At 71.3% G+C, this 16,754-nt stretch carries 21 protein-coding genes; 12 read left to right on the top strand and 9 right to left on the bottom strand.

What is annotated here, in order from left to right; genetic code table 11:
- Positions 1-10: 10 nt before the first annotated feature.
- The 3 genes from KF941_RS02845 to KF941_RS02835 are packed head-to-tail and all read right to left on the bottom strand — an operon-like array spanning position 11 to position 2,105.
- Positions 11-448, bottom strand: coding sequence for a lysozyme inhibitor LprI family protein (locus KF941_RS02845; RefSeq protein WP_214272496.1), 438 nt, complete (start codon positions 446-448; stop codon positions 11-13).
- On the bottom strand, positions 448-945 hold the full coding sequence (locus KF941_RS02840; RefSeq protein WP_214272495.1) for a lysozyme inhibitor LprI family protein: 498 nt from the start codon (positions 943-945) through the stop codon (positions 448-450). The genes KF941_RS02845 and KF941_RS02840 overlap by 1 nt, the downstream gene beginning before the upstream one ends.
- Positions 945-2,105 (bottom strand): isovaleryl-CoA dehydrogenase, encoded by a 1,161-nt coding sequence (locus tag KF941_RS02835; RefSeq protein WP_214272494.1) that lies wholly within the window; start codon positions 2,103-2,105, stop codon positions 945-947. The genes KF941_RS02840 and KF941_RS02835 overlap by 1 nt, the downstream gene beginning before the upstream one ends.
- A 184-nt stretch (positions 2,106-2,289) precedes the next feature.
- Here KF941_RS02835 and KF941_RS02830 point away from each other — a divergent pair, with 184 nt between their 5' ends.
- Both KF941_RS02830 and cbiB read left to right on the top strand, forming a co-directional pair.
- Entirely contained in the window at positions 2,290-2,844 is a 555-nt protein-coding gene (locus tag KF941_RS02830; protein ID WP_214272493.1) for a histidine phosphatase family protein, read from the top strand.
- Positions 2,841-3,770, top strand: coding sequence for an adenosylcobinamide-phosphate synthase CbiB (cbiB, locus tag KF941_RS02825; protein ID WP_214272492.1), 930 nt, complete (start codon positions 2,841-2,843; stop codon positions 3,768-3,770). Before KF941_RS02830 ends, cbiB begins: the two co-directional genes overlap by 4 nt.
- Here the strand turns inward: cbiB and hemC are convergent.
- Positions 3,767-4,708 (bottom strand): hydroxymethylbilane synthase, encoded by a 942-nt coding sequence (gene hemC, locus KF941_RS02820; protein WP_208021314.1) that lies wholly within the window; start codon positions 4,706-4,708, stop codon positions 3,767-3,769. The genes cbiB and hemC overlap by 4 nt on opposite strands.
- A 75-nt stretch (positions 4,709-4,783) precedes the next feature.
- Here hemC and hemE point away from each other — a divergent pair, with 75 nt between their 5' ends.
- From hemE to KF941_RS02805, 3 genes are all read left to right on the top strand, one after another.
- Positions 4,784-5,812 carry a uroporphyrinogen decarboxylase gene (gene hemE / locus KF941_RS02815; RefSeq protein WP_214272491.1) on the top strand — a complete coding sequence of 343 codons (1,029 nt, stop codon included), beginning with the start codon at positions 4,784-4,786 and terminating at the stop codon, positions 5,810-5,812.
- Between the two features lie 16 nt (positions 5,813-5,828).
- Positions 5,829-6,707, top strand: a complete 879-nt coding sequence (locus KF941_RS02810; RefSeq protein WP_214272490.1) for an EamA family transporter — start codon at positions 5,829-5,831, stop codon at positions 6,705-6,707.
- Positions 6,708-6,895: 188 nt separating this feature from the next.
- Entirely contained in the window at positions 6,896-8,431 is a 1,536-nt protein-coding gene (locus KF941_RS02805) for an AAA family ATPase (RefSeq protein ID WP_036759760.1), read from the top strand.
- Here KF941_RS02805 and KF941_RS02800 read toward each other — a convergent pair.
- Complete coding sequence (locus tag KF941_RS02800; protein ID WP_114536686.1) at positions 8,428-9,249, bottom strand: EcsC family protein; 822 nt, start codon at positions 9,247-9,249, stop codon at positions 8,428-8,430. The genes KF941_RS02805 and KF941_RS02800 overlap by 4 nt on opposite strands.
- A gap of 156 nt (positions 9,250-9,405) precedes the next feature.
- Between KF941_RS02800 and KF941_RS02795 the strand changes: the two genes are divergently transcribed.
- On the top strand, positions 9,406-9,969 hold the full coding sequence (locus KF941_RS02795) for an Ivy family c-type lysozyme inhibitor (RefSeq protein WP_214272489.1): 564 nt from the start codon (positions 9,406-9,408) through the stop codon (positions 9,967-9,969).
- Here the strand turns inward: KF941_RS02795 and KF941_RS02790 are convergent.
- Positions 9,957-10,517, bottom strand: a complete 561-nt coding sequence (locus KF941_RS02790; RefSeq protein WP_214272488.1) for an N-acetyltransferase — start codon at positions 10,515-10,517, stop codon at positions 9,957-9,959. The two genes, KF941_RS02795 and KF941_RS02790, sit on opposite strands and share 13 nt — an antisense overlap.
- Positions 10,518-10,748: 231 nt before the next feature.
- Here KF941_RS02790 and KF941_RS02785 point away from each other — a divergent pair, with 231 nt between their 5' ends.
- From KF941_RS02785 to KF941_RS02760, 6 genes are all read left to right on the top strand, one after another.
- Positions 10,749-11,345 (top strand): flavin reductase family protein, encoded by a 597-nt coding sequence (locus tag KF941_RS02785; RefSeq protein ID WP_214272487.1) that lies wholly within the window; start codon positions 10,749-10,751, stop codon positions 11,343-11,345.
- Positions 11,345-11,908 carry an adenine phosphoribosyltransferase gene (locus KF941_RS02780; protein ID WP_214272486.1) on the top strand — a complete coding sequence of 188 codons (564 nt, stop codon included), beginning with the start codon at positions 11,345-11,347 and terminating at the stop codon, positions 11,906-11,908. Before KF941_RS02785 ends, KF941_RS02780 begins: the two co-directional genes overlap by 1 nt.
- A 39-nt stretch (positions 11,909-11,947) precedes the next feature.
- Positions 11,948-12,898, top strand: coding sequence for a 4-hydroxy-3-methylbut-2-enyl diphosphate reductase (ispH, locus tag KF941_RS02775; protein WP_214272485.1), 951 nt, complete (start codon positions 11,948-11,950; stop codon positions 12,896-12,898).
- A 93-nt stretch (positions 12,899-12,991) separates the two neighbouring features.
- Entirely contained in the window at positions 12,992-13,597 is a 606-nt protein-coding gene (locus KF941_RS02770; RefSeq protein WP_214272484.1) for a glutathione S-transferase family protein, read from the top strand.
- Positions 13,594-14,061 carry a ribonuclease HI gene (gene rnhA / locus KF941_RS02765; protein ID WP_072462013.1) on the top strand — a complete coding sequence of 156 codons (468 nt, stop codon included), beginning with the start codon at positions 13,594-13,596 and terminating at the stop codon, positions 14,059-14,061. The genes KF941_RS02770 and rnhA overlap by 4 nt, the downstream gene beginning before the upstream one ends.
- On the top strand, positions 14,058-14,690 hold the full coding sequence (locus KF941_RS02760) for a trimeric intracellular cation channel family protein (protein WP_214272483.1): 633 nt from the start codon (positions 14,058-14,060) through the stop codon (positions 14,688-14,690). Before rnhA ends, KF941_RS02760 begins: the two co-directional genes overlap by 4 nt.
- A gap of 6 nt (positions 14,691-14,696) precedes the next feature.
- Here the strand turns inward: KF941_RS02760 and KF941_RS02755 are convergent, their stop codons facing one another.
- The 3 genes from KF941_RS02755 to KF941_RS02745 are packed head-to-tail and all read right to left on the bottom strand — an operon-like array spanning position 14,697 to position 16,683.
- Complete coding sequence (locus KF941_RS02755; protein WP_072462015.1) at positions 14,697-15,020, bottom strand: VOC family protein; 324 nt, start codon at positions 15,018-15,020, stop codon at positions 14,697-14,699.
- 48 nt (positions 15,021-15,068) lie between these two features.
- On the bottom strand, positions 15,069-15,470 hold the full coding sequence (locus KF941_RS02750) for a group III truncated hemoglobin (RefSeq protein WP_036758087.1): 402 nt from the start codon (positions 15,468-15,470) through the stop codon (positions 15,069-15,071).
- Positions 15,471-15,510: 40 nt separating this feature from the next.
- Positions 15,511-16,683, bottom strand: a complete 1,173-nt coding sequence (locus KF941_RS02745) for an NAD(P)/FAD-dependent oxidoreductase (protein WP_214272482.1) — start codon at positions 16,681-16,683, stop codon at positions 15,511-15,513.
- Between the last annotated feature and the right edge of the window lie 71 nt (positions 16,684-16,754).

The raw sequence follows: 16,754 nt of genomic DNA, 5'->3' as shown, positions 1-16,754 counted from the left end.
CCACCGCCGCTCATTGCAGGTCCGCCAGCGACATGAGCAGCGCCACCTGCCGCGCCGTCTCGTCCCGGATGCAGCGGGCGCGGGCCAGATCGCCGGCGCCTTCGCACAGCGCCTCGCGAAAGGCGATCCAGCTGCGCTCCATCCGGCGCAGCGGCTCTGGCGGATCGGCGGCCTCCAGCGCCGCCTGGTAGACGGCGGTCAGCTTCGCCTCCCATGCCTGGTGCGAGGCGTCGAGGCAGTTCGCCATCGGGAAATCCGGGTCGTCGCCGGTGTATTTCTGCCGGGCGTAATCCAGGCAGGCATCCATCCCCGTCCCGGCGCAATCGGCCCGCGCGCCCTGGGTTTCGGCCGCGTCGAGGCATTGGTCGATCGCCGCCGGATCGAAGCCCGAGGCATCGCCGGCCAAGGCGGGCGTGCCCAGCAGCAGCAGGAAGGCCAGCGCGCGCATCACCCCTCCTCCTCGGCAAGGACGCGCAGCCGCAGTGCCTGTTCGGCAGAAAGCTGCATCATGCAGCCGGCATGAGCGATGCCGCGCATGGTGCTGCCCTGATAGCGCAGCGCCTCGAACCGGCAGCTTTCGTCGCGAAAGGCGATCCAGTTGCGCTGCGCCTGCTTCAGCACCGGTGCCGCTTCTTCCATGTCCTGGCCGTCGCCCTGGCCGGCATCCATGGCCTCGGCCCGGTTCATCGCCGCGGAATACCAGCGGTTGAGCAGCCGGTCCCAATCCGCCGCCTCGGCCGTCAGGCATTGCACCATGCCCGCGGTCGTCTGGCCGCCCGGCTGGTCCATGCAGGGCCCCGAGGCCGCGCCGATGCAGCTGCGCCGGTCGCCCCCTTCGCCAGCCATGCGGTCGAGGCAGGCGGCAAGCGGCTTGCCGTCATAGCCGGGCCCGTCCTGGGCCAGCGCCGGCGCAGCCATCAGCAGGAACAGCGCCAGCGCGCGCATCAGGCGATCTCCACCAGTTGGCGGCCGATCAGCATCCGGCGGATCTCGGAGGTTCCGGCGCCGATCTCCATCAGCTTGGCGTCGCGGAACAGCCGGCTGACGACCGAATCGTTCAGGAAGCCCGCGCCCCCCAGCGCCTGCACGGCCTGATGCGCCTGCACCATGGCCTGCTCGCTGGCGTAAAGCACCGCGCCCGCGGCGTCCTGGCGGGTGACGCGGCCGGCATCGCAGCTGCGCGCCACCTCGTAGACATAGGCCCGCGCCGTGTTCAGCGCGACATACATGTCGGCGATCTTGCCCTGCATCAGCTGAAACGACCCGATGGGCTGGCCGAACTGCTTGCGTTCCTTGACATAGGGCATGACCTCGTCGAGGCAGGCCGCCATGATGCCGGTGCCGATGCCCGACAGCACCAGCCGCTCGTAGTCGAGGCCCGACATCAGCACGCGCACGCCCTTGCCCTCGGCGCCCAGAACGTTCTCGAAGGGCACTTCGCAATCCTCGAAGATCAGCTCGCCGGTGTTCGAGCCGCGCATGCCCAGCTTGTCGAAATGCGGGCTGGTCGAGAAGCCCTTCATGCCGCGCTCGACGATGAAGGCGGTGATGCCGCGGCTGCCCGCCTCGGGGTCGGTCTTGGCATAGACCACCAGCGTATCGGCGTCGGGCGCGTTGGTGATCCAGTATTTGCTGCCGTTCAGCACATAGCGGTCGTTGCGCTTTTCGGCGCGCAGCTTCATGCCGACGACATCGCTGCCCGCGCCCTCCTCGGACATGGCCAGCGCGCCCACGGCACGGCCCGAACACAGGTCGGGCAGGTATTTCCGCCGCTGCTCGTCGGTGCCGTTCAGCTTGATCTGGTTCACGCAAAGGTTCGAATGCGCGCCATAGGACAGGCTGACCGAGGCCGAGGCGCGGGCGATCTCTTCGGTCGCGATGACATGCGCCAGATAGCCCATGCCGCTGCCGCCGAATTCCTCGGACACGGTGATGCCCAGCAGACCCAGTTCGCCCATCTCGCGCCACAGCTCGTTCGGGAAGGCGTTCTTGCGGTCCACCTCGGCCGCGATGGGCCTCACCCGCTCCTGCGCCCAGCGATGGACGGTCTCGCGCAGCGCGTTCACGTCCTCGCCCAGGTCGAACTGCATTCCCGCGGTGAACATCGGCCATCTCCTCCGTTTATTGAACGAGTGTTCATTTAACTGGTTTATGCCGCCGGAACCGGGCCGGCGTCAAGCCTGCTGTCGCGGCACCTCTTCTTGCCGCCGATCCTGCGCCGGCCGGGGCTTCGTTGACAAGCCCGCGTCCCCGCGCCATTCCTGCCGCGCCCAGCCGCAAGGATGCCCGATGAGCCCGCCTTTCGATACCGCCGCACGGCTGCTGATCCTGCGTCATGCGCCGCTGGCCGGGCCGGGGCTGGCCGGGCGGCGCGATGTGGCGGCGGATTGCAGCGACCGCGCCGCGCTCGACTGGGCGCGTGCGGCCTTGCGCGGCGCGGGCAAGCATTGGTCCAGCCCTGCCCTGCGCTGCCGGCAGACCTGCGCGGCGCTGGACCTGGCCCCCGAATGGCATCCCGGCCTGTGGGAGCAGGATTTCGGCGCCTGGGAGGAACCCGGCGCCATGATCCCCGACCTGGGCCCGCTGCCGCCCGAGGCGCTGGCCTGCCAGCGCCCGCCGGGGGGCGAAAGCTTCCTCGACATGGCGGCGCGGGTGCAGCCGCTGCTGGAGCAGGCCCGCGACACGGTGGCCATCGTCGCCCATGCCGGCACGGTGCGCGCTGCGCTGGCCCTGGCGGTCGGCCCGGCGGCGCTGTCATTCTCGGTGGCGCCGCTGTCGCTGACCATCCTGTCGCGCAGCCCGGCCGGCTGGGCCGTCGAGGCCGTCAACCGGGTCGCGCCATGACGCCCGAGACCTTGACCATCGCCCTGACCGCCCTGCTGGTCGATGCGCTGATCGGCTGGCCCGATGCGCTCTATCGCCGCATCTCGCATCCGGTGGTCTGGATCGGCCGGCTGATCTCGGCGCTGGATGCGCGCTGGAACCGCGGCCGGCACCGCATCGCCCGCGGTGCGCTGGCGGTGGCGGTGACGCTGGGCGCGGCGGTGATCCCGGCGCTGCTGCTGACCTGGGCCCTGGCGGGGCTGCCCTTCGGCCCGGTTGTCCTGGGCGTGCTGGCCTGGCCGCTGGTCGCCACCCGTTCGCTGCACGATCACGTCGCCGCCGTGGCCCGCCCCCTGGCTGCCGAGGATGTTCCGGCGGCCAGGGCGGCGGTGGCGATGATCGTCGGCCGCGACCTCGACGACCGGCCCGAGCCCATCGCCCGCGCCGCGCTGGAAAGCCTGGCCGAGAACGCCTCGGACGGCGTGGTCGCGCCCCTGTTCTGGGCGGCGGTGGCCGGGCTGCCGGGGATCGCCGCCTACAAGGCGATCAACACGCTCGATTCGATGATCGGCCACATGAGCCCGCGTCACGCGCTGTTCGGGCGGGTGGCGGCGCGGCTGGACGACCTGGTGAACCTGCCCGCCTCGCGCCTGACCGGGCTGCTCTTTGTCGCGGCGGCGGGGTCGCGGCGGGCCTGGCGGGTGATGCGCCGCGACGCGCGCCGCCACCGCTCGCCCAATGCCGGCTGGCCCGAGGGTGCCATGGCCGGCGCGCTGGACGTGCGCCTGTCGGGCCCGCGCCGCTATCACGGCGTGGAAAGCCTCGAACCCTGGCTGAACGCGGGCGCCCGCGACCCCGGCGCGGCGGATCTGCTGCGCGGGCTGGCGCTGTATCGCCGGGCGATGGCGCTGCTGGGGCTGGGCCTGGCGCTGGCCCTGGCGCTTTAGCTCCAGTCGAAGAAATCGGCAGGCGCGCGACCGCGCAATTCCTCGGCCAGGTCGGTGCCCATGGCCGCGCCGTCCGCGGCCGGCCCGATGCGCTCGCCGGCGATCACCTCGCTGCCGTCGGGGCGCAGGATCTCGCCGCGCAGCCGCAGCCGGTCGCCATCGAGTTCCGCCAGCCCGGCGATGGGCGTCTGGCAGGAACCGTCCAGCCGCGCCAGGAAGGCGCGCTCGGCCGTCACCCGCAGCGCGCTGTCGCGGTCCGAGATCGCGCCCAGCATCGCGGCGATGCGCGCGTCATCACTGCGCCGCTCGACGCCGATGCAGCCCTGCGCCACGGCAGGCAGCATCTCGTCGGGGGCGACCGCGCCGCGCGCCACATGCAGCATCCCCAGCCGCGTCAGCCCCGCCATGGCCAGGAAAGTCGCCACCGCGACACCTTCCTCAAGCTTTTTCAGGCGGGTCTGCACGTTTCCTCGAAACTCCACCAGCTTCAGGTCGGGCCGCCGCGCCGCCAGCTGCGCCCGCCGCCGCAGGCTTGAGGAACCGACGACAGCCCCTTGGGGAAGCTCGGAAATCGCCGCGAACTGCGCGCTGACGAAGGCGTCGCGCACATCCTCGCGCGGCAGGTAGCAGTCGATCACCAGCCCGTCGGGTTGCAGCGTCGGCATGTCCTTCATGGAATGCACGGCGATGTCGATCTGCTGCGCCAGCAGCGCATCCTCGATCTCGCGGGTGAACAGGCCCTTGCCGCCGATCTCCTTCAGCGGGCGGTCCAGCACGCGGTCGCCGGTGGTCTTGATCACCACGATCTGAAAGGCGTCGGCCGCAAGGCCATGCGCGGCCATCAGCCGGTCGCGGGTTTCATGCGCCTGCGCCAGCGCCAGGGCCGAGCCACGGGTGCCGATGCGGATGGGGTTCTGGGGGTCGGGCATCTGGGTCATGGCACAGGGCTTAGCGCCCCCCCTCGGCCTTGACAACGGGGACGCGCGCGCCATGAAGGGGGCGAGAGGTGAATTATGTCCGAAAAAACCATCCTGCGCGCGCTCAAGGGCGAGCGTTTGCCCGTTCCGCCCGTCTGGATGATGCGCCAGGCCGGCCGCTACCTGCCGGAATACCGCGCCACCCGCGCCCAGGCCGGCGACTTTTTGTCGCTGTGCTACACCCCCGACCTGGCGGCCGAGGTCACGCTGCAACCGATCCGCCGCTATGGTTTCGACGCGGCGATTCTCTTTGCCGACATCCTGCTTTTGCCGCAGGCGCTGGGGCTCGACCTGTGGTTCGTGACCGGCGAGGGGCCGCGGCTTTCCACCGTCACCACCGCCGCCGGGGTCGCGGCGCTGAAGCCGACCGGGGCGATCCACGACACGCTGGCGCCGGTCTATGAAACCGTGCGCATCCTCGCGCGCGAACTGCCGCGCGAGACCACGCTGATCGGCTTTGCCGGCGCGCCCTGGACCGTCGCGACCTACATGGTCGCCGGCCGCGGCACCCCCGACCAGGCCCCGGCACATGCCTTCAAGGCCGTGGACCGCGCCGCCTTCACCGCGCTGATCGACCGCATCACCGAGGCGACCATCGACTATCTCTCGGCCCAGATCGTGGCCGGGGCCGAGGTGGTCAAGCTCTTCGACAGCTGGGCCGGCTCGCTCAAGGGCCGGGACTTCGACGATTTCGCGGTCGAGCCCGCGCGCCGGATCATCGCCGCGCTGAAATCGCGCCATCCCGGCATCCCGGTCATCGCCTTCCCGCGCGAGGCCGGGCCGCGCTATGCGGGCTTTGCCCGCGCCACCGGCGCCGATTGCGTGGCGCTGGACAATTCGGTCAGCGCCGACTGGGCGGCGGCCGAGGTGCAGAAGGACGGCTGCGTGCAGGGCAACCTGGACCCGCGCCTGCTGGTGACGGGCGGCGACGCCCTGGTGGCCGAGACGCGCCGGATCGTGCGGGCCTTCTCGCAGGGGCCGCATATCTTCAACCTCGGCCACGGCATCACCCCCGAGGCCGACCCCGAGAACGTCACGCGGATGCTGGAGGCGATCCGGGGCTGATGGGCGAGGCCGGGGCTTGAGCTGGATCCTCGCCACGCTGCTCGCCGCCGCGGCCCAGACCGGGCGCAACGCGGCGCAGCGGCGGCTGACCGCGGAACTCGGCACCATGGGCGCGACCGCGGTGCGCTTTCTCTTCGGCCTGCCCTTTGCCGCGCTGGTCCTGGCCGGCATGGCGGTGCTGGTGCCAGTGCCCATGCCCGATGCGGCGGTGCTGGGCTGGGCGGCGCTGGGGGCGGGTTCGCAGATCGCCGCCACCGCGCTGATGCTGCTGACGATGGAAAGCCGCGGCTTCGGCGTCACCACCGCGCTGATCAAGACCGAGCCGGTGACGCTGGCGCTGATCGGCGCCCTGCTGCTGGCCGAGCCGCTGGGCCCGGCGCGCATGGCGGCGATCGCCACGGCCACGCTGGGCGTGGTGCTGATGTCGGGGGCCGACTGGCGGCGCGGCGGCTGGCGCGCGGGCGGCCTGGGCATCGCGGCCGGGGCGCTCTTCGGCCTCTCGGCCATCGGCTTTCGCGGCGCGATCCTCGCCCTGCCCTTCGGCGCCGAGCCGGTGCGGGCCGCGACCGTCCTGCTGCTCAGCCTGGCGCTGCAAAGCGCGATCATGCTGGCCTGGCTGGGCGCCGCCGACCGCAGGGCGCTGGCGGGCATCGCCCGGCACTGGCGCGGCTCGCTGGGCGCGGGCGCCCTGGGGGCGCTGGCCTCGCTCTTCTGGTTCCTGGGCTTCGCGCTGACCGCGGCTGCCAATGTCCGCACGCTGGCCCTGGTCGAGGTGGTGATGGCGCAGCTCGTCTCGGGCCGGCTGTTCCGCGAAGGCATCTCGGGGCGGCAGATGGCGGGCATGGCGCTGATCGTGCTGGGCGTCGCCGCGCTGATCGCGGCAAGCCACGGATAAGCCCGCCCGCCTGCGCCCCGAAAGACCCCTGCGCATGACGAACGCGCGCGCGCCGCATGGGTATTTGGAGAACAGAGAAGATCGGGGCCGCACCCGGCTTCTTCTTCTTCGTTGCACAAATACCCAAATCGCGGCGGCGCCACCGGATCGGCCTTTCCGCCCCTCGCGCCGCGGGCTAACAAGGGCGCATGACCCTGCCCGCCCTTTCCCCCGATCAGGCCGAAGCCTGGGATGCGCTTGCCGCCGCGCTCGAGGAGTCCGGCATCGACCTCGTCTCGGAAGAGATCGCGCCGCCGAAGCCCGGCAAGGGCCGGGTCATGGCGGTGATCGGCAAGGCCGGCTCGGGCAAGACCCTGCTGCTTGCCGAGCTGACCAAGGCACTGAAGGCGGCCGGGGTCGATGTCGTCTCGGGCGACTACGAGGGCAAGAAGCGCAAGGACCGCCGCACCGTCGCCATCCTGGCCCCCACCAACAAGGCGGCCTTCGTGCTGCGCATGCGCGGCGTGCCGGCGACCACCATCCACCGCATCCTCTATACCCCGGTCTACGACCCGGAATACGAGCGCATCGCCGACTGGCTGACCGGCGTGGGCGAGCGCCCTTCCGTCGAAGGGTTGATGGAGGGGCTGACCGAGGCGGCGCTGGACCGGGCCAAGGCCTTCTACGACCAGCATGCCTCGATCCCCGGCGCCCTGGCCGCGGCCGGCCTGCGCGGCTCGGACTTCATCCGCGGCTGGAAGCGGCGCGAGGACGGGCTGGACATCGGGCTGGTCGACGAGGCCTCGATGCTGGACGAGCGCCAGTTCGAAGACCTGCGCGAGATCTTTCCCCTTCTGATCCTGTTCGGCGATCCGGCGCAGCTGGCCCCGGTCGGGCAATCGGGCGAGATGGTCTTCGATCGGCTCGCGGCCTCGCAGCGGCTGATGCTGAGCCGCATCCACCGGCAGGAGGGCGACAGCCCGATCCTGGACCTGGCCCATGCGCTGGCCGATCCCAGGCTGGAGTTCGACGCCTTCGAGCGCATGATCCGCGAGGCCGCCGCCCGCGATCCGCGCGTGACCTGGGCCGAGCGGGTCGAATCCGACCTGATGGCGCAAAGCCCGGTCCTGGTCTGGCGCAACATCACCCGCATCAAGCTGATCCAGGCCTTTCGCTCGGCCTATGGCGCGCCGGGCGATGCGCTGCTGCCGGGCGAGCCCCTGATCTGCGACGGGCTGGAACTGCCCTTGAAGCACCGCAAGAAGCGCATCGACCTGGAGGCGCGCGGGCTGATCAAGGGGGCGCAGGTGGTCTATCTGGGACCGGGGCGCAAGCCCGGCTTCTCGCGCCTGCATGTCGTGGGCGCCGAGGAGCCGCGGCTTTCCGCCGCCAGCATCGTCAAGATCGAGATCCCGGATGTCGAGGAGCCCTTCATCCCCTTTGCCGCCCGCATGGGCGCGACCTTCCTGCATGGCGCGGCGGTGACGATCCACAAGGCGCAGGGCAGCCAATGGCCCGACGTGCAGGTCTTTGCCCCCGACATCGCCGCCGCCGCCTGGTCGGGCCGCTCGGAAGCCGGCATCGCGCTGTGGAAGCGGCTGGCCTATGTCGCCATCACCCGCGCGCAGGAGCGGCTGCATTGGGTGGTGAAATCGCGCCTCGCCCGGCCCTCGGCACCGCTGGGCATCGAGCACCTTGAGGCGCCGGCGGCCGTGCTGGAACTGGCCGCCGAGCCCGAGGCCTAGGCGCGCCGCGACAGCTTGCGCGCCGCCGTGTTCGGGCGCAGCTGGATCATGCGCAGCTCCAGCGCCTCGGCCAGCGCCTCGCGCGGGATGCCGGTTTCCTGCGACAGCCGCAGCAGGCCGAAATGCACCCGCGCCAGTTCCTGGTAGTAGCGGGTGAAGCTGTAGTTGATCGAGGCCCCGGCAAGCGCGCCCAGCACCGGCACGGCCTGCGCCGCCAGCTTCTGCGCCAGCGAGGCGGACAGCCGCGGCGCCACCCGCGCGATCAGCGCCTGCACGGTCTGGCCGGTGATGGTCATCCGCGCGGCCAGCAGCCCCAGGTCGGTGCCGTCGTCATCCGAAAGCGGCCCGGCCGAGGCAAAGACATGCAGCGCCTCGCGCCGGGCCTCGTCCGAGACCGGGTCGAAGCCGTGCTCGGCGGCGATGTCCATGATCGCACGCAAGAGCAGCGTCACCGTCACCGGCAGTTCCAGCGCCGCGCCGCCGATCCCGGCCAGCCCGCCCACCGCGCCCGAGGTGGTCGAGAGCAGGCGGTTGAACAGGTCGCCCCGGTCCCGCAGCACCCCGCGCGACCGCGAGGCGGCGTCGAAGGCGCGGTTCAGCGCCGCCAGCGTAAGCCGGTCCATGCGCCCGCGCACCGGGGCCGGAAGGCGTTCCAGCAACCCCTCGGCCTTGCCGCCGATGGCGGTCAACAGCTCCATCGCCACGCCGCCCGCCTGGAGATAGCGCCGCGCCAGCCGGTCGATCGCCGCATGCACGGTCGGGTCGTCGATCGGCGGCAGGACGGTTTGGCGGACGGGGATCTGGCTTTGTTCGGTCATCCTGTGGATACCCTACGATGTCATGGCTGTGCTAGAACTGGGCACTGGCAAAGGAACCCGCAACCCGTGCCGCGGGTTCCTGTGGCGAATCGGCAGCCCGCCGCCGGAAGAACGGGACGCAAGAACGACGCAAGAACAAGGACAAGGAAGACCGCCATGAACATCCGCCGCACGATCCCGGCCGTGACCCTGACCGCCGCATTGATGCTGGGGCCGGCTGCCCTGGCGCAGGAGAGCGGGGCGCAGGAGACGGGAACGCAAGACACGGGCACGCAAGCGACGGCCGAGCAGCCGGCAGAGCAGGCGACCGCCCAGGCCGCGGCGCCCGAGATGGGGCTGACGCTGGCCGATCTGGGCAAGGACCAGGGCCTGACCGCGGCGGTCGAGAAGATGGCCGAGGGCCACCAGATGCCCGAATGGCTGCGCGAGGGCGCGGTGATCTCGCCCAGCCAGAAGGTCGCCTTCGGCGGGCAGGAATACCTGGCCATGACCGCCTGCAAGCAGCACGACTGCGGCGAAAACCAGTTCGCGGTGCTTTACGCGCCCGCCGGCGGCACGGCCTATGGCGTGCTTTCGGTGCGCGATGGCGAGGGGGCGGAGCTGCTGACCTGGCTCGGCATGGCCGGCGGGCCCGAGACCATCGACGGCCGCACCATCCTTTATGCCGCGCTGACCGGCAGCCTGGCCAATCACCCGCAGGATTTCCTCTATGCCGAGTGATCGGGCGGCGCGACCTGGGCGCAGCCCTCGCGGCGCATCTCGCGCTGGCCGGGCGCGGATTCGCCGGTCTCGCGCTCGACCAGGCCGGTGACGCCCGCCCAGGCGCCGGGCACCAGCTCCAGCCCCAGCACGCGGTCGGGGTTGGTGGGCGGCGGCATCTCGACATCTTCGAGCTTCCAGAAGTCAAAGCGTTGATAATAGGGCAGATCGCCGACCAGCATCACCCGCTGCCAGCCCATCTCGGCCGCGCGGGTCAGGCTTTCGCGCATCAGAAGCGCGCCCAGCCCCTCGCCCTGCGTCGTCGGATGCACGGCGACCGGGCCCAGCAGCAGCACCGGCCGCCCGGCCACGCGCACCGGCCAATAGCGGATCGCGCCCATCAGCGCGCCGAAATCGTCGCGCAGCATCAGGCACAGCGGCCCGACCGGCGCCACCCCCTCGCGCAGCCGATAGGAAGACAGCGCCGTGCGCCCCGGCGCAAAGCACAGGTCCAGAAGCGCCTCGACCTCGGGCGCGTCGGCGGGGGTTTCGGGGCAAAGTTCGTACATCCTGCCTCCGGTGCTGGGGTCGGGATTCGGGTGGTCTGGGCGCGGCGCAGGGACCGCGTAACATGCAGGCGCGGCCGCGAAAACCGCCTGCGGGACCGGGGCGGCAAAATTCGCCGGACTGTCGCAAGGGCGGGCGGGGGCGGGCGGGCAAGGCGGCAAGAACGCTTGACGCGCCGCGCGCATGGGGTCACTTCTGGGCCCCGCATCACTGAGCGACCAGCGAGGCACGCCATGTTCTACCGACCCCAGGACGGCCACGGGCTGCCGCACAATCCGCTGAACGCCATCGTCGCGCCGCGGCCGATCGGCTGGATCTCGACCCGCGGGCGGCAGGGCGACAACCTGGCGCCCTATTCCTTCTTCAACCTGACCGCCTATGTGCCGCCGCAGGTCATGTTCGCCTCGACCGCGGCCAAGCCGGACCGGAACGGCACCAAGGACAGCGTGGCCCAGATCGCCGAGTCGCGCGTCTTCTGCGTCAACATCGCCGACGGGCCGCTGAAGGACCAGGTCAACGCCAGTTCCGCCGCCCTGCCCGCCGGGGTGAACGAATTCCAGGCCGCCGGCATAGAGCCCGCCGAATGCCACAGCATCGACTGCCCGCGCGTGGCCGGCGCCGCCGCGGCGCTGGAATGCCGCGCGACCCGCATCCTGCGGCTGGCGGGCGAGGCGAACTACATGGTGCTGGGCGTCGTCACCGGCATCCACCTGCGCGAGGATTGCCTGAAGGACGGCCGCTTCGACCTGCGCGCCACCGGCTGGCTGTCGCGCATGGGCTACAAGGACTACACCATCACCACCCAGACCTTCGAGATGGAGCGCCCCTGATGGAGAACCGGCCCGAAAAGCGTCGCCGCGACACCCGGACGGTGCGCGACTATATCCGCACCATCGTCGATTTCCCGCATGAGGGCATCCTGTTTCGCGACGTGACCACGCTCTTTGCCGATGCGCGCGGCTTTCGCATGGCGGTGGACCAGATTCTGGCCGCCTATGCCGGCGAGGCCATCGACAAGGTGGTCGGGCTCGAGGCGCGCGGCTTCATCCTGGGCGGCGCGGTGGCGCATCAGCTTTCCGTGGGCTTCGTGCCGATCCGCAAGAAGGGCAAGCTGCCCGGCGCCGTCATCAGCCAGGCCTATGCGCTGGAATATGGCGAGGCGGTGATGGAGATCCATGACGACGCGCTTCGCCCCGGCGAACGGGTGCTGATCGTGGACGACCTGCTGGCCACCGGCGGCACCGCCGCGGCCGGGATCTCGCTTTGCGAGCGGCTGGGGGCCGAGGTCGTGGGCTGCGCCTTCGTGATCGAGCTGCCCGAGCTGGGCGGGCGGGCGCTGCTGGAGGGGCTGGGCCACGAGGTCCATGCCCTGACCAGCTTCGAGGGCGCCTGATCCCTTGCGAGGCGCCCCTGCCGGGGTTAGGTGAAGCCCATGGACAAGAAACCGCCCCTGATCCTTTACCTGGCCGCGCCGCGCGGCTTTTGCGCCGGCGTGGACCGCGCCATCAAGATCGTCGAGATGGCGCTGCAGAAATGGGGCGCGCCGGTCTATGTGCGCCACGAGATCGTGCATAACAAGTTCGTCGTCGACAGCCTGCGCGACAAGGGCGCGGTCTTCGTCGAGGAGCTGGACGAGTGCCCCGACGACCGGCCGGTGATCTTTTCCGCCCATGGCGTGCCCAAGGCGGTGCCGGCCGAGGCGCGGCGGCGCGAGATGGTCTTCGTCGACGCCACCTGCCCCCTGGTCAGCAAGGTCCATGTCGAGGCCGAGCGCCACCACGCCGAGGGCCTGCAGATGGTGATGATCGGCCATGCCGGCCACCCCGAGGTGCTGGGCACCATGGGGCAATTGCCCGAGGGCGAGGTTCTGCTGGTCGAGACGGTCGAGGACGTGGCCGGGATCGAGCCGCGCGATCCCAAGCGGCTGGCCTTCATCACCCAGACCACGCTGTCGGTCGACGACACCGCCGCCATCGTGGCCGCCTTGCAGGCCCGGTTTCCCGGCATCAGGGGGCCGGCCAAGGAGGACATCTGCTATGCGACGACCAACCGGCAGGCCTCGGTCAAGGCCATCGCCGGGCAGATCGACGCGCTTCTGGTGATCGGGGCGCCGAACAGTTCCAACTCGCGCCGGCTGGTCGAGGTGGGCAGCGCCGCCGGCTGCGCCTATTCCCAGCTGGTGATGCGCGCCGACCAGATCGACTGGCGCGCCATCGAAGGCGCGCGGGCGGTGGGCGTGACCGCCGGCGCCTCGGCCCCCGAGGTGCTGGTGGACGAGGTGGTCGCGGCCTTTCGCGAACGCTACGACGTGACGGTCGAGATGGTCGAGACGGCGCGCGAGAATGTCGAGTTCAAGGTGCCGCGGGTCTTGCGCGAGGCCTGAGCCGGGCTTGCCGGGCGGTGCCGTCGCGGGGGGCGCTGCCCCCGGCCCTGCGGGCCTCCCCCGGAGTATTTTGGGAACGAAGAAAGGGTCGGGATGAAGCTCTGGTCGATGCCGTCATCCGGCAACAGTTACAAGGTTCGGCTGGCCCTGGCGCTGCTGGGGCGCGATTGCGAGATCGTGGATGTCGAATATCTGACCGAGGCGCTGGCGGCGGCCAAGGCGACGGGGCGGCTGCCCTTTGGCAAGGCGCCGGTGCTGGAGCTGGACGACGGGCGGCTGTTGCCGGAATCGAACGCGATCCTGTGCTGGCTGGGCGAGGGCACGCGCTTCGTGCCGCAGGACGCCTTCGAGCGCGCCGCCATGCTGGGCTGGATGTTCTGGGAGCAGAACCAGCACGAGGGCGTGATCGCCGTGCGCGCGGCCTTGCAGGTCTATCCGCAGCGCCGCGCGCAGGCGACGCCCGAGCACATGGCCGAATTGCTGGAGCGCGGCCATGCGCTGCTCCAGGTGATGGAGGACCGGCTGGCCGGGCATGACTGGCTGGTGGGCGATGCCGTCAGCCTCGCCGATATCTGCCTTTACGGCTATACCCACACGGCCGGCAGCCTGGGCGGGTTCGACATGGCGCGGTTCCCCGGCATCGGGCGCTGGCTTGGCCGCATCGCCGCCCTGCCCGGCTACAAGGGACTGGAGGCATGAGCGCGCTGTTCGCCTGGACCGACGGCGCCTGCAGCGGCAATCCCGGCCCCGGCGGCTGGGGGGTGCTGATGCGGGCCATGGAAGGCGAGACGGTGCTGAAGGAGCGCGAGCTGTCGGGCGGCGAGGCAGAGACCACCAACAACCGCATGGAGCTGATGGCGGCGATCTCGGCCTTGGAGGCGCTGACCCGGCCGAGCGAGATCACCGTGACCACCGACAGCGCCTATGTGAAGAACGGCGTCACGCAATGGATCCACGGCTGGAAGAAGAACGGCTGGCGCACCGCCGACCGCAAGCCGGTGAAGAATGCCGAGCTGTGGCAGCGGCTTGACGCGGCGCAGGCGCGCCACAAGGTGCGCTGGGAATGGATCAAGGGCCATGCCGGCCATCCCGAGAACGAGCGCGCCGATGCGCTGGCGCGGGCGGGCATGGCGCCCTTCAAGCCGGCCAGGGCCGCGGGATGAGCGTCGAGGCGCTGGTCCCGCTGCTGGATTATGCCAGCGTGCTGGTCTTTGCGCTGACCGGCGCGCTGGTGGCGAGCCGCGGGCAGCTGGACGTCGTCGGCTTCATCTTCTTCGCCACGCTGACCGGGATCGGCGGCGGCACCCTGCGCGACCTGGTCCTGGGCCGGGCGCCGGTGTTCTGGGTCGGGCGGCCCGAGCTGCTGCTGCTGACCGCCGGCGCGGCGATCATGGTGTTCTTTACCGCGCATCGGCTGGAGAGCCGCTACCACGCCATCCTGTGGCTGGATGCCTTTGCCCTGGCCGTGGCGGTGCCGGCCGGGGTCGGCGTGGCGCTGGAGGCGGGGGTGAGCCCCGTCGTCACCGTGCTGATGGGGGTGATGACCGGCACCTTCGGCGGGCTGATGCGCGACGTGGTCGGGAATGAGGTGCCCCTGGTGCTGAAGCAGGGCGAGCTTTACGTCACCGCCGCCTTTGGCGGGGCGGTAGCGGCGCTGCTGTTGCTGGCGCTGGGTGCCGGGCGCGGCTGGGCGCTGATCGGCTGCGCGGCGGTGGTGCTGCTGCTGCGCGCCGGGGGCCTGGGCTTCGGCTGGCGGCTGCCGGTCTACAAGGCGCGGCCACCGCGGACGTGACCGGCCTCAGCGGTCGGACCAGATTGCCATCTCGGTGCCGCCCGGCTCGCGGAACTGGAAGCGGCGGCCGCCGGGGAATGCGAAGATCGGCCGGGTGATCGCAGCCCCCGCCTCGGTCACGCGGGCCAGCGCGGCTTCGAGGTCATCGGTGCGCAGGATCACCAGCGGCGGCGCCGGGGGACCGGCGGCGATGCCGCCCGCAAGGCCGGCATCGGCGAGTTCCTGGTAGTCGGGACCGTAGTCGTTGAAGCGCCAGCCGAAGGCTTGGCCGAAGAAGGCTTTCGTGGCCGGCAGGTCGGGCGAGCTGAATTCGAGATAGTCGATCTTCATCGGGAAGCCCTTTCGGATGTTCCCGTTTTGTTTACACCTGCGCGCGGCCTAGCGCAAGACCGGGGGGCCGGGACGGCGTTCGCGCAGATCCTCGACCCCCATGCGCAGCCCGGCGCCGATGCGATGCGCAAGCGCCGACCAGGCTTTGGCCGTCTCGAGCGGAAGGGTGCGGCGCAGGGTTTCGTCGAAAAGCATCAGCCAGGGCGCGAAATGCTGCGCCTTCACGTCGCCCGTGCGCATGTGGACCTGCATCGGATTGCCGTCATAGCCGCGCTCGTAAAGGATGGCATTGCGCCAGAAGCGGGCGATCTTGGCCTCATGCTCGGGCCAGTCGGCGACATGGGCGGCGAAGACCGGGCCCAGCACCTCGTGCCGGCGCACCGCGGCGTAGAAGGTGGCGACGACGCGGTCGATCTGTTCGGGTGTGACGTCGAAACGGGGCGGGATCATGCGCCGGATATGGACCCCTGCGGCCCGCGCTGCAAGCCTGTCACGGATCGCGCGTGCCCGAAAGCGGCGGGATCATGGTGCCGGCGACCAGATGCGTCAGCCCGCGCCGCAGCAGCGGCAGGGTCGAAAGCGGCGCCAGGACCAGGTCGCGCAGCCAGGGCAGGCCGCGGCTGCCCGACTGATACATCGGCGTGAAGGCCGCGCTCATCGCCTGGTAGATACGCACATGCCAGCGGCGCATGGCGGCGTAATCCGGCAGGGCTTCCGCCAGCGGGCGGCGCAGCGCATGGGCCAGCGCAAAGGCGTCGAGCAGCGCCATGTTCGCCCCCTGCCCCAGCTGCGGGCTGGCGCGATGGGCGGCATCGCCGATATGGACCAGGCCCGGCGCAAAGGGCCGGCGCAGGGTGCCGTGGCTGTAGCGCGCCGGCGTCATCTGCGCATGGTCGCGGATGGTTTCCAGGAAGGGCGCCATCTGCGGCCAGAGCGCGGCGACCTGGGCGCGCCAATCCGCGACCGGGGTTTGCGGCCAGCGGTCCAGCTCGGCCAGCGGCATGGACCAGAAGACGGCCGCGCGCAGCGTCGGGTCGCCGGGCAGGCAGCCGATGGGCAGCACGCCAGCCATGCGGCTGGCGGCGCGGTAGCGCTGGCGCAGCTGGTCGCGGGGGAAATCCGTCTCGGGCCAGGGCACCGTGCCCCAGATCGCGCCATAGCCCAGCGGCCGCGCCCGTAGCGGCGACAGGCGCGAGCCGGCGCCGCTGGCATCGACGACAAGGTCGAAGGGGCCGAAATCGCGCCCATCCGCCAGCGCAAGGCGCCGTCCCGCCCCGTCCGGCGGCGCCGCGGCGATCTCGGCCCCGGTCACCACCGGCAGGCCGAGCGCGGCGACCCGGTCCCAGAGCAGCCCGAACAGCGTGGCGCGATGGATGCCGCGGCCCGGCGCCGCGGCGGGATAGGAGACGTCCAGCACCTTGCGGCCCCGCGCCTCGTGCCCGAGCATCCGGGCGATGGGGCTGGAGAGGCGGCGGGTTTCCTCGCCCGCGCCGATCCGGTCCAGCACGGCCAGCCCGACCGGCTGGACCACCAGGCCCGAGCCCAGCGGGCGCGGCGCGGCAAAGCGCTCGAACAGGGTGACGGCATGGCCCTCGCGGGCCAGAAGGGCGGCAGAGGCCAGGCCGCCGATCCCGGCGCCGGCGATGGCGATCCTGTAGCTCATGGCCGCTTGCTGCCCGAGCCGGGCCGCGGGTGCAAGCCGCGCTTGCAGGGTTCGGGGCGGTTTCCTATAAC

Source organism: Paracoccus sp. pheM1 (genome assembly GCF_018499825.1).
Lineage (GTDB): Bacteria > Pseudomonadota > Alphaproteobacteria > Rhodobacterales > Rhodobacteraceae > Paracoccus > Paracoccus versutus.
This window is presented reverse-complemented; position numbering and strand designations above follow the sequence as displayed.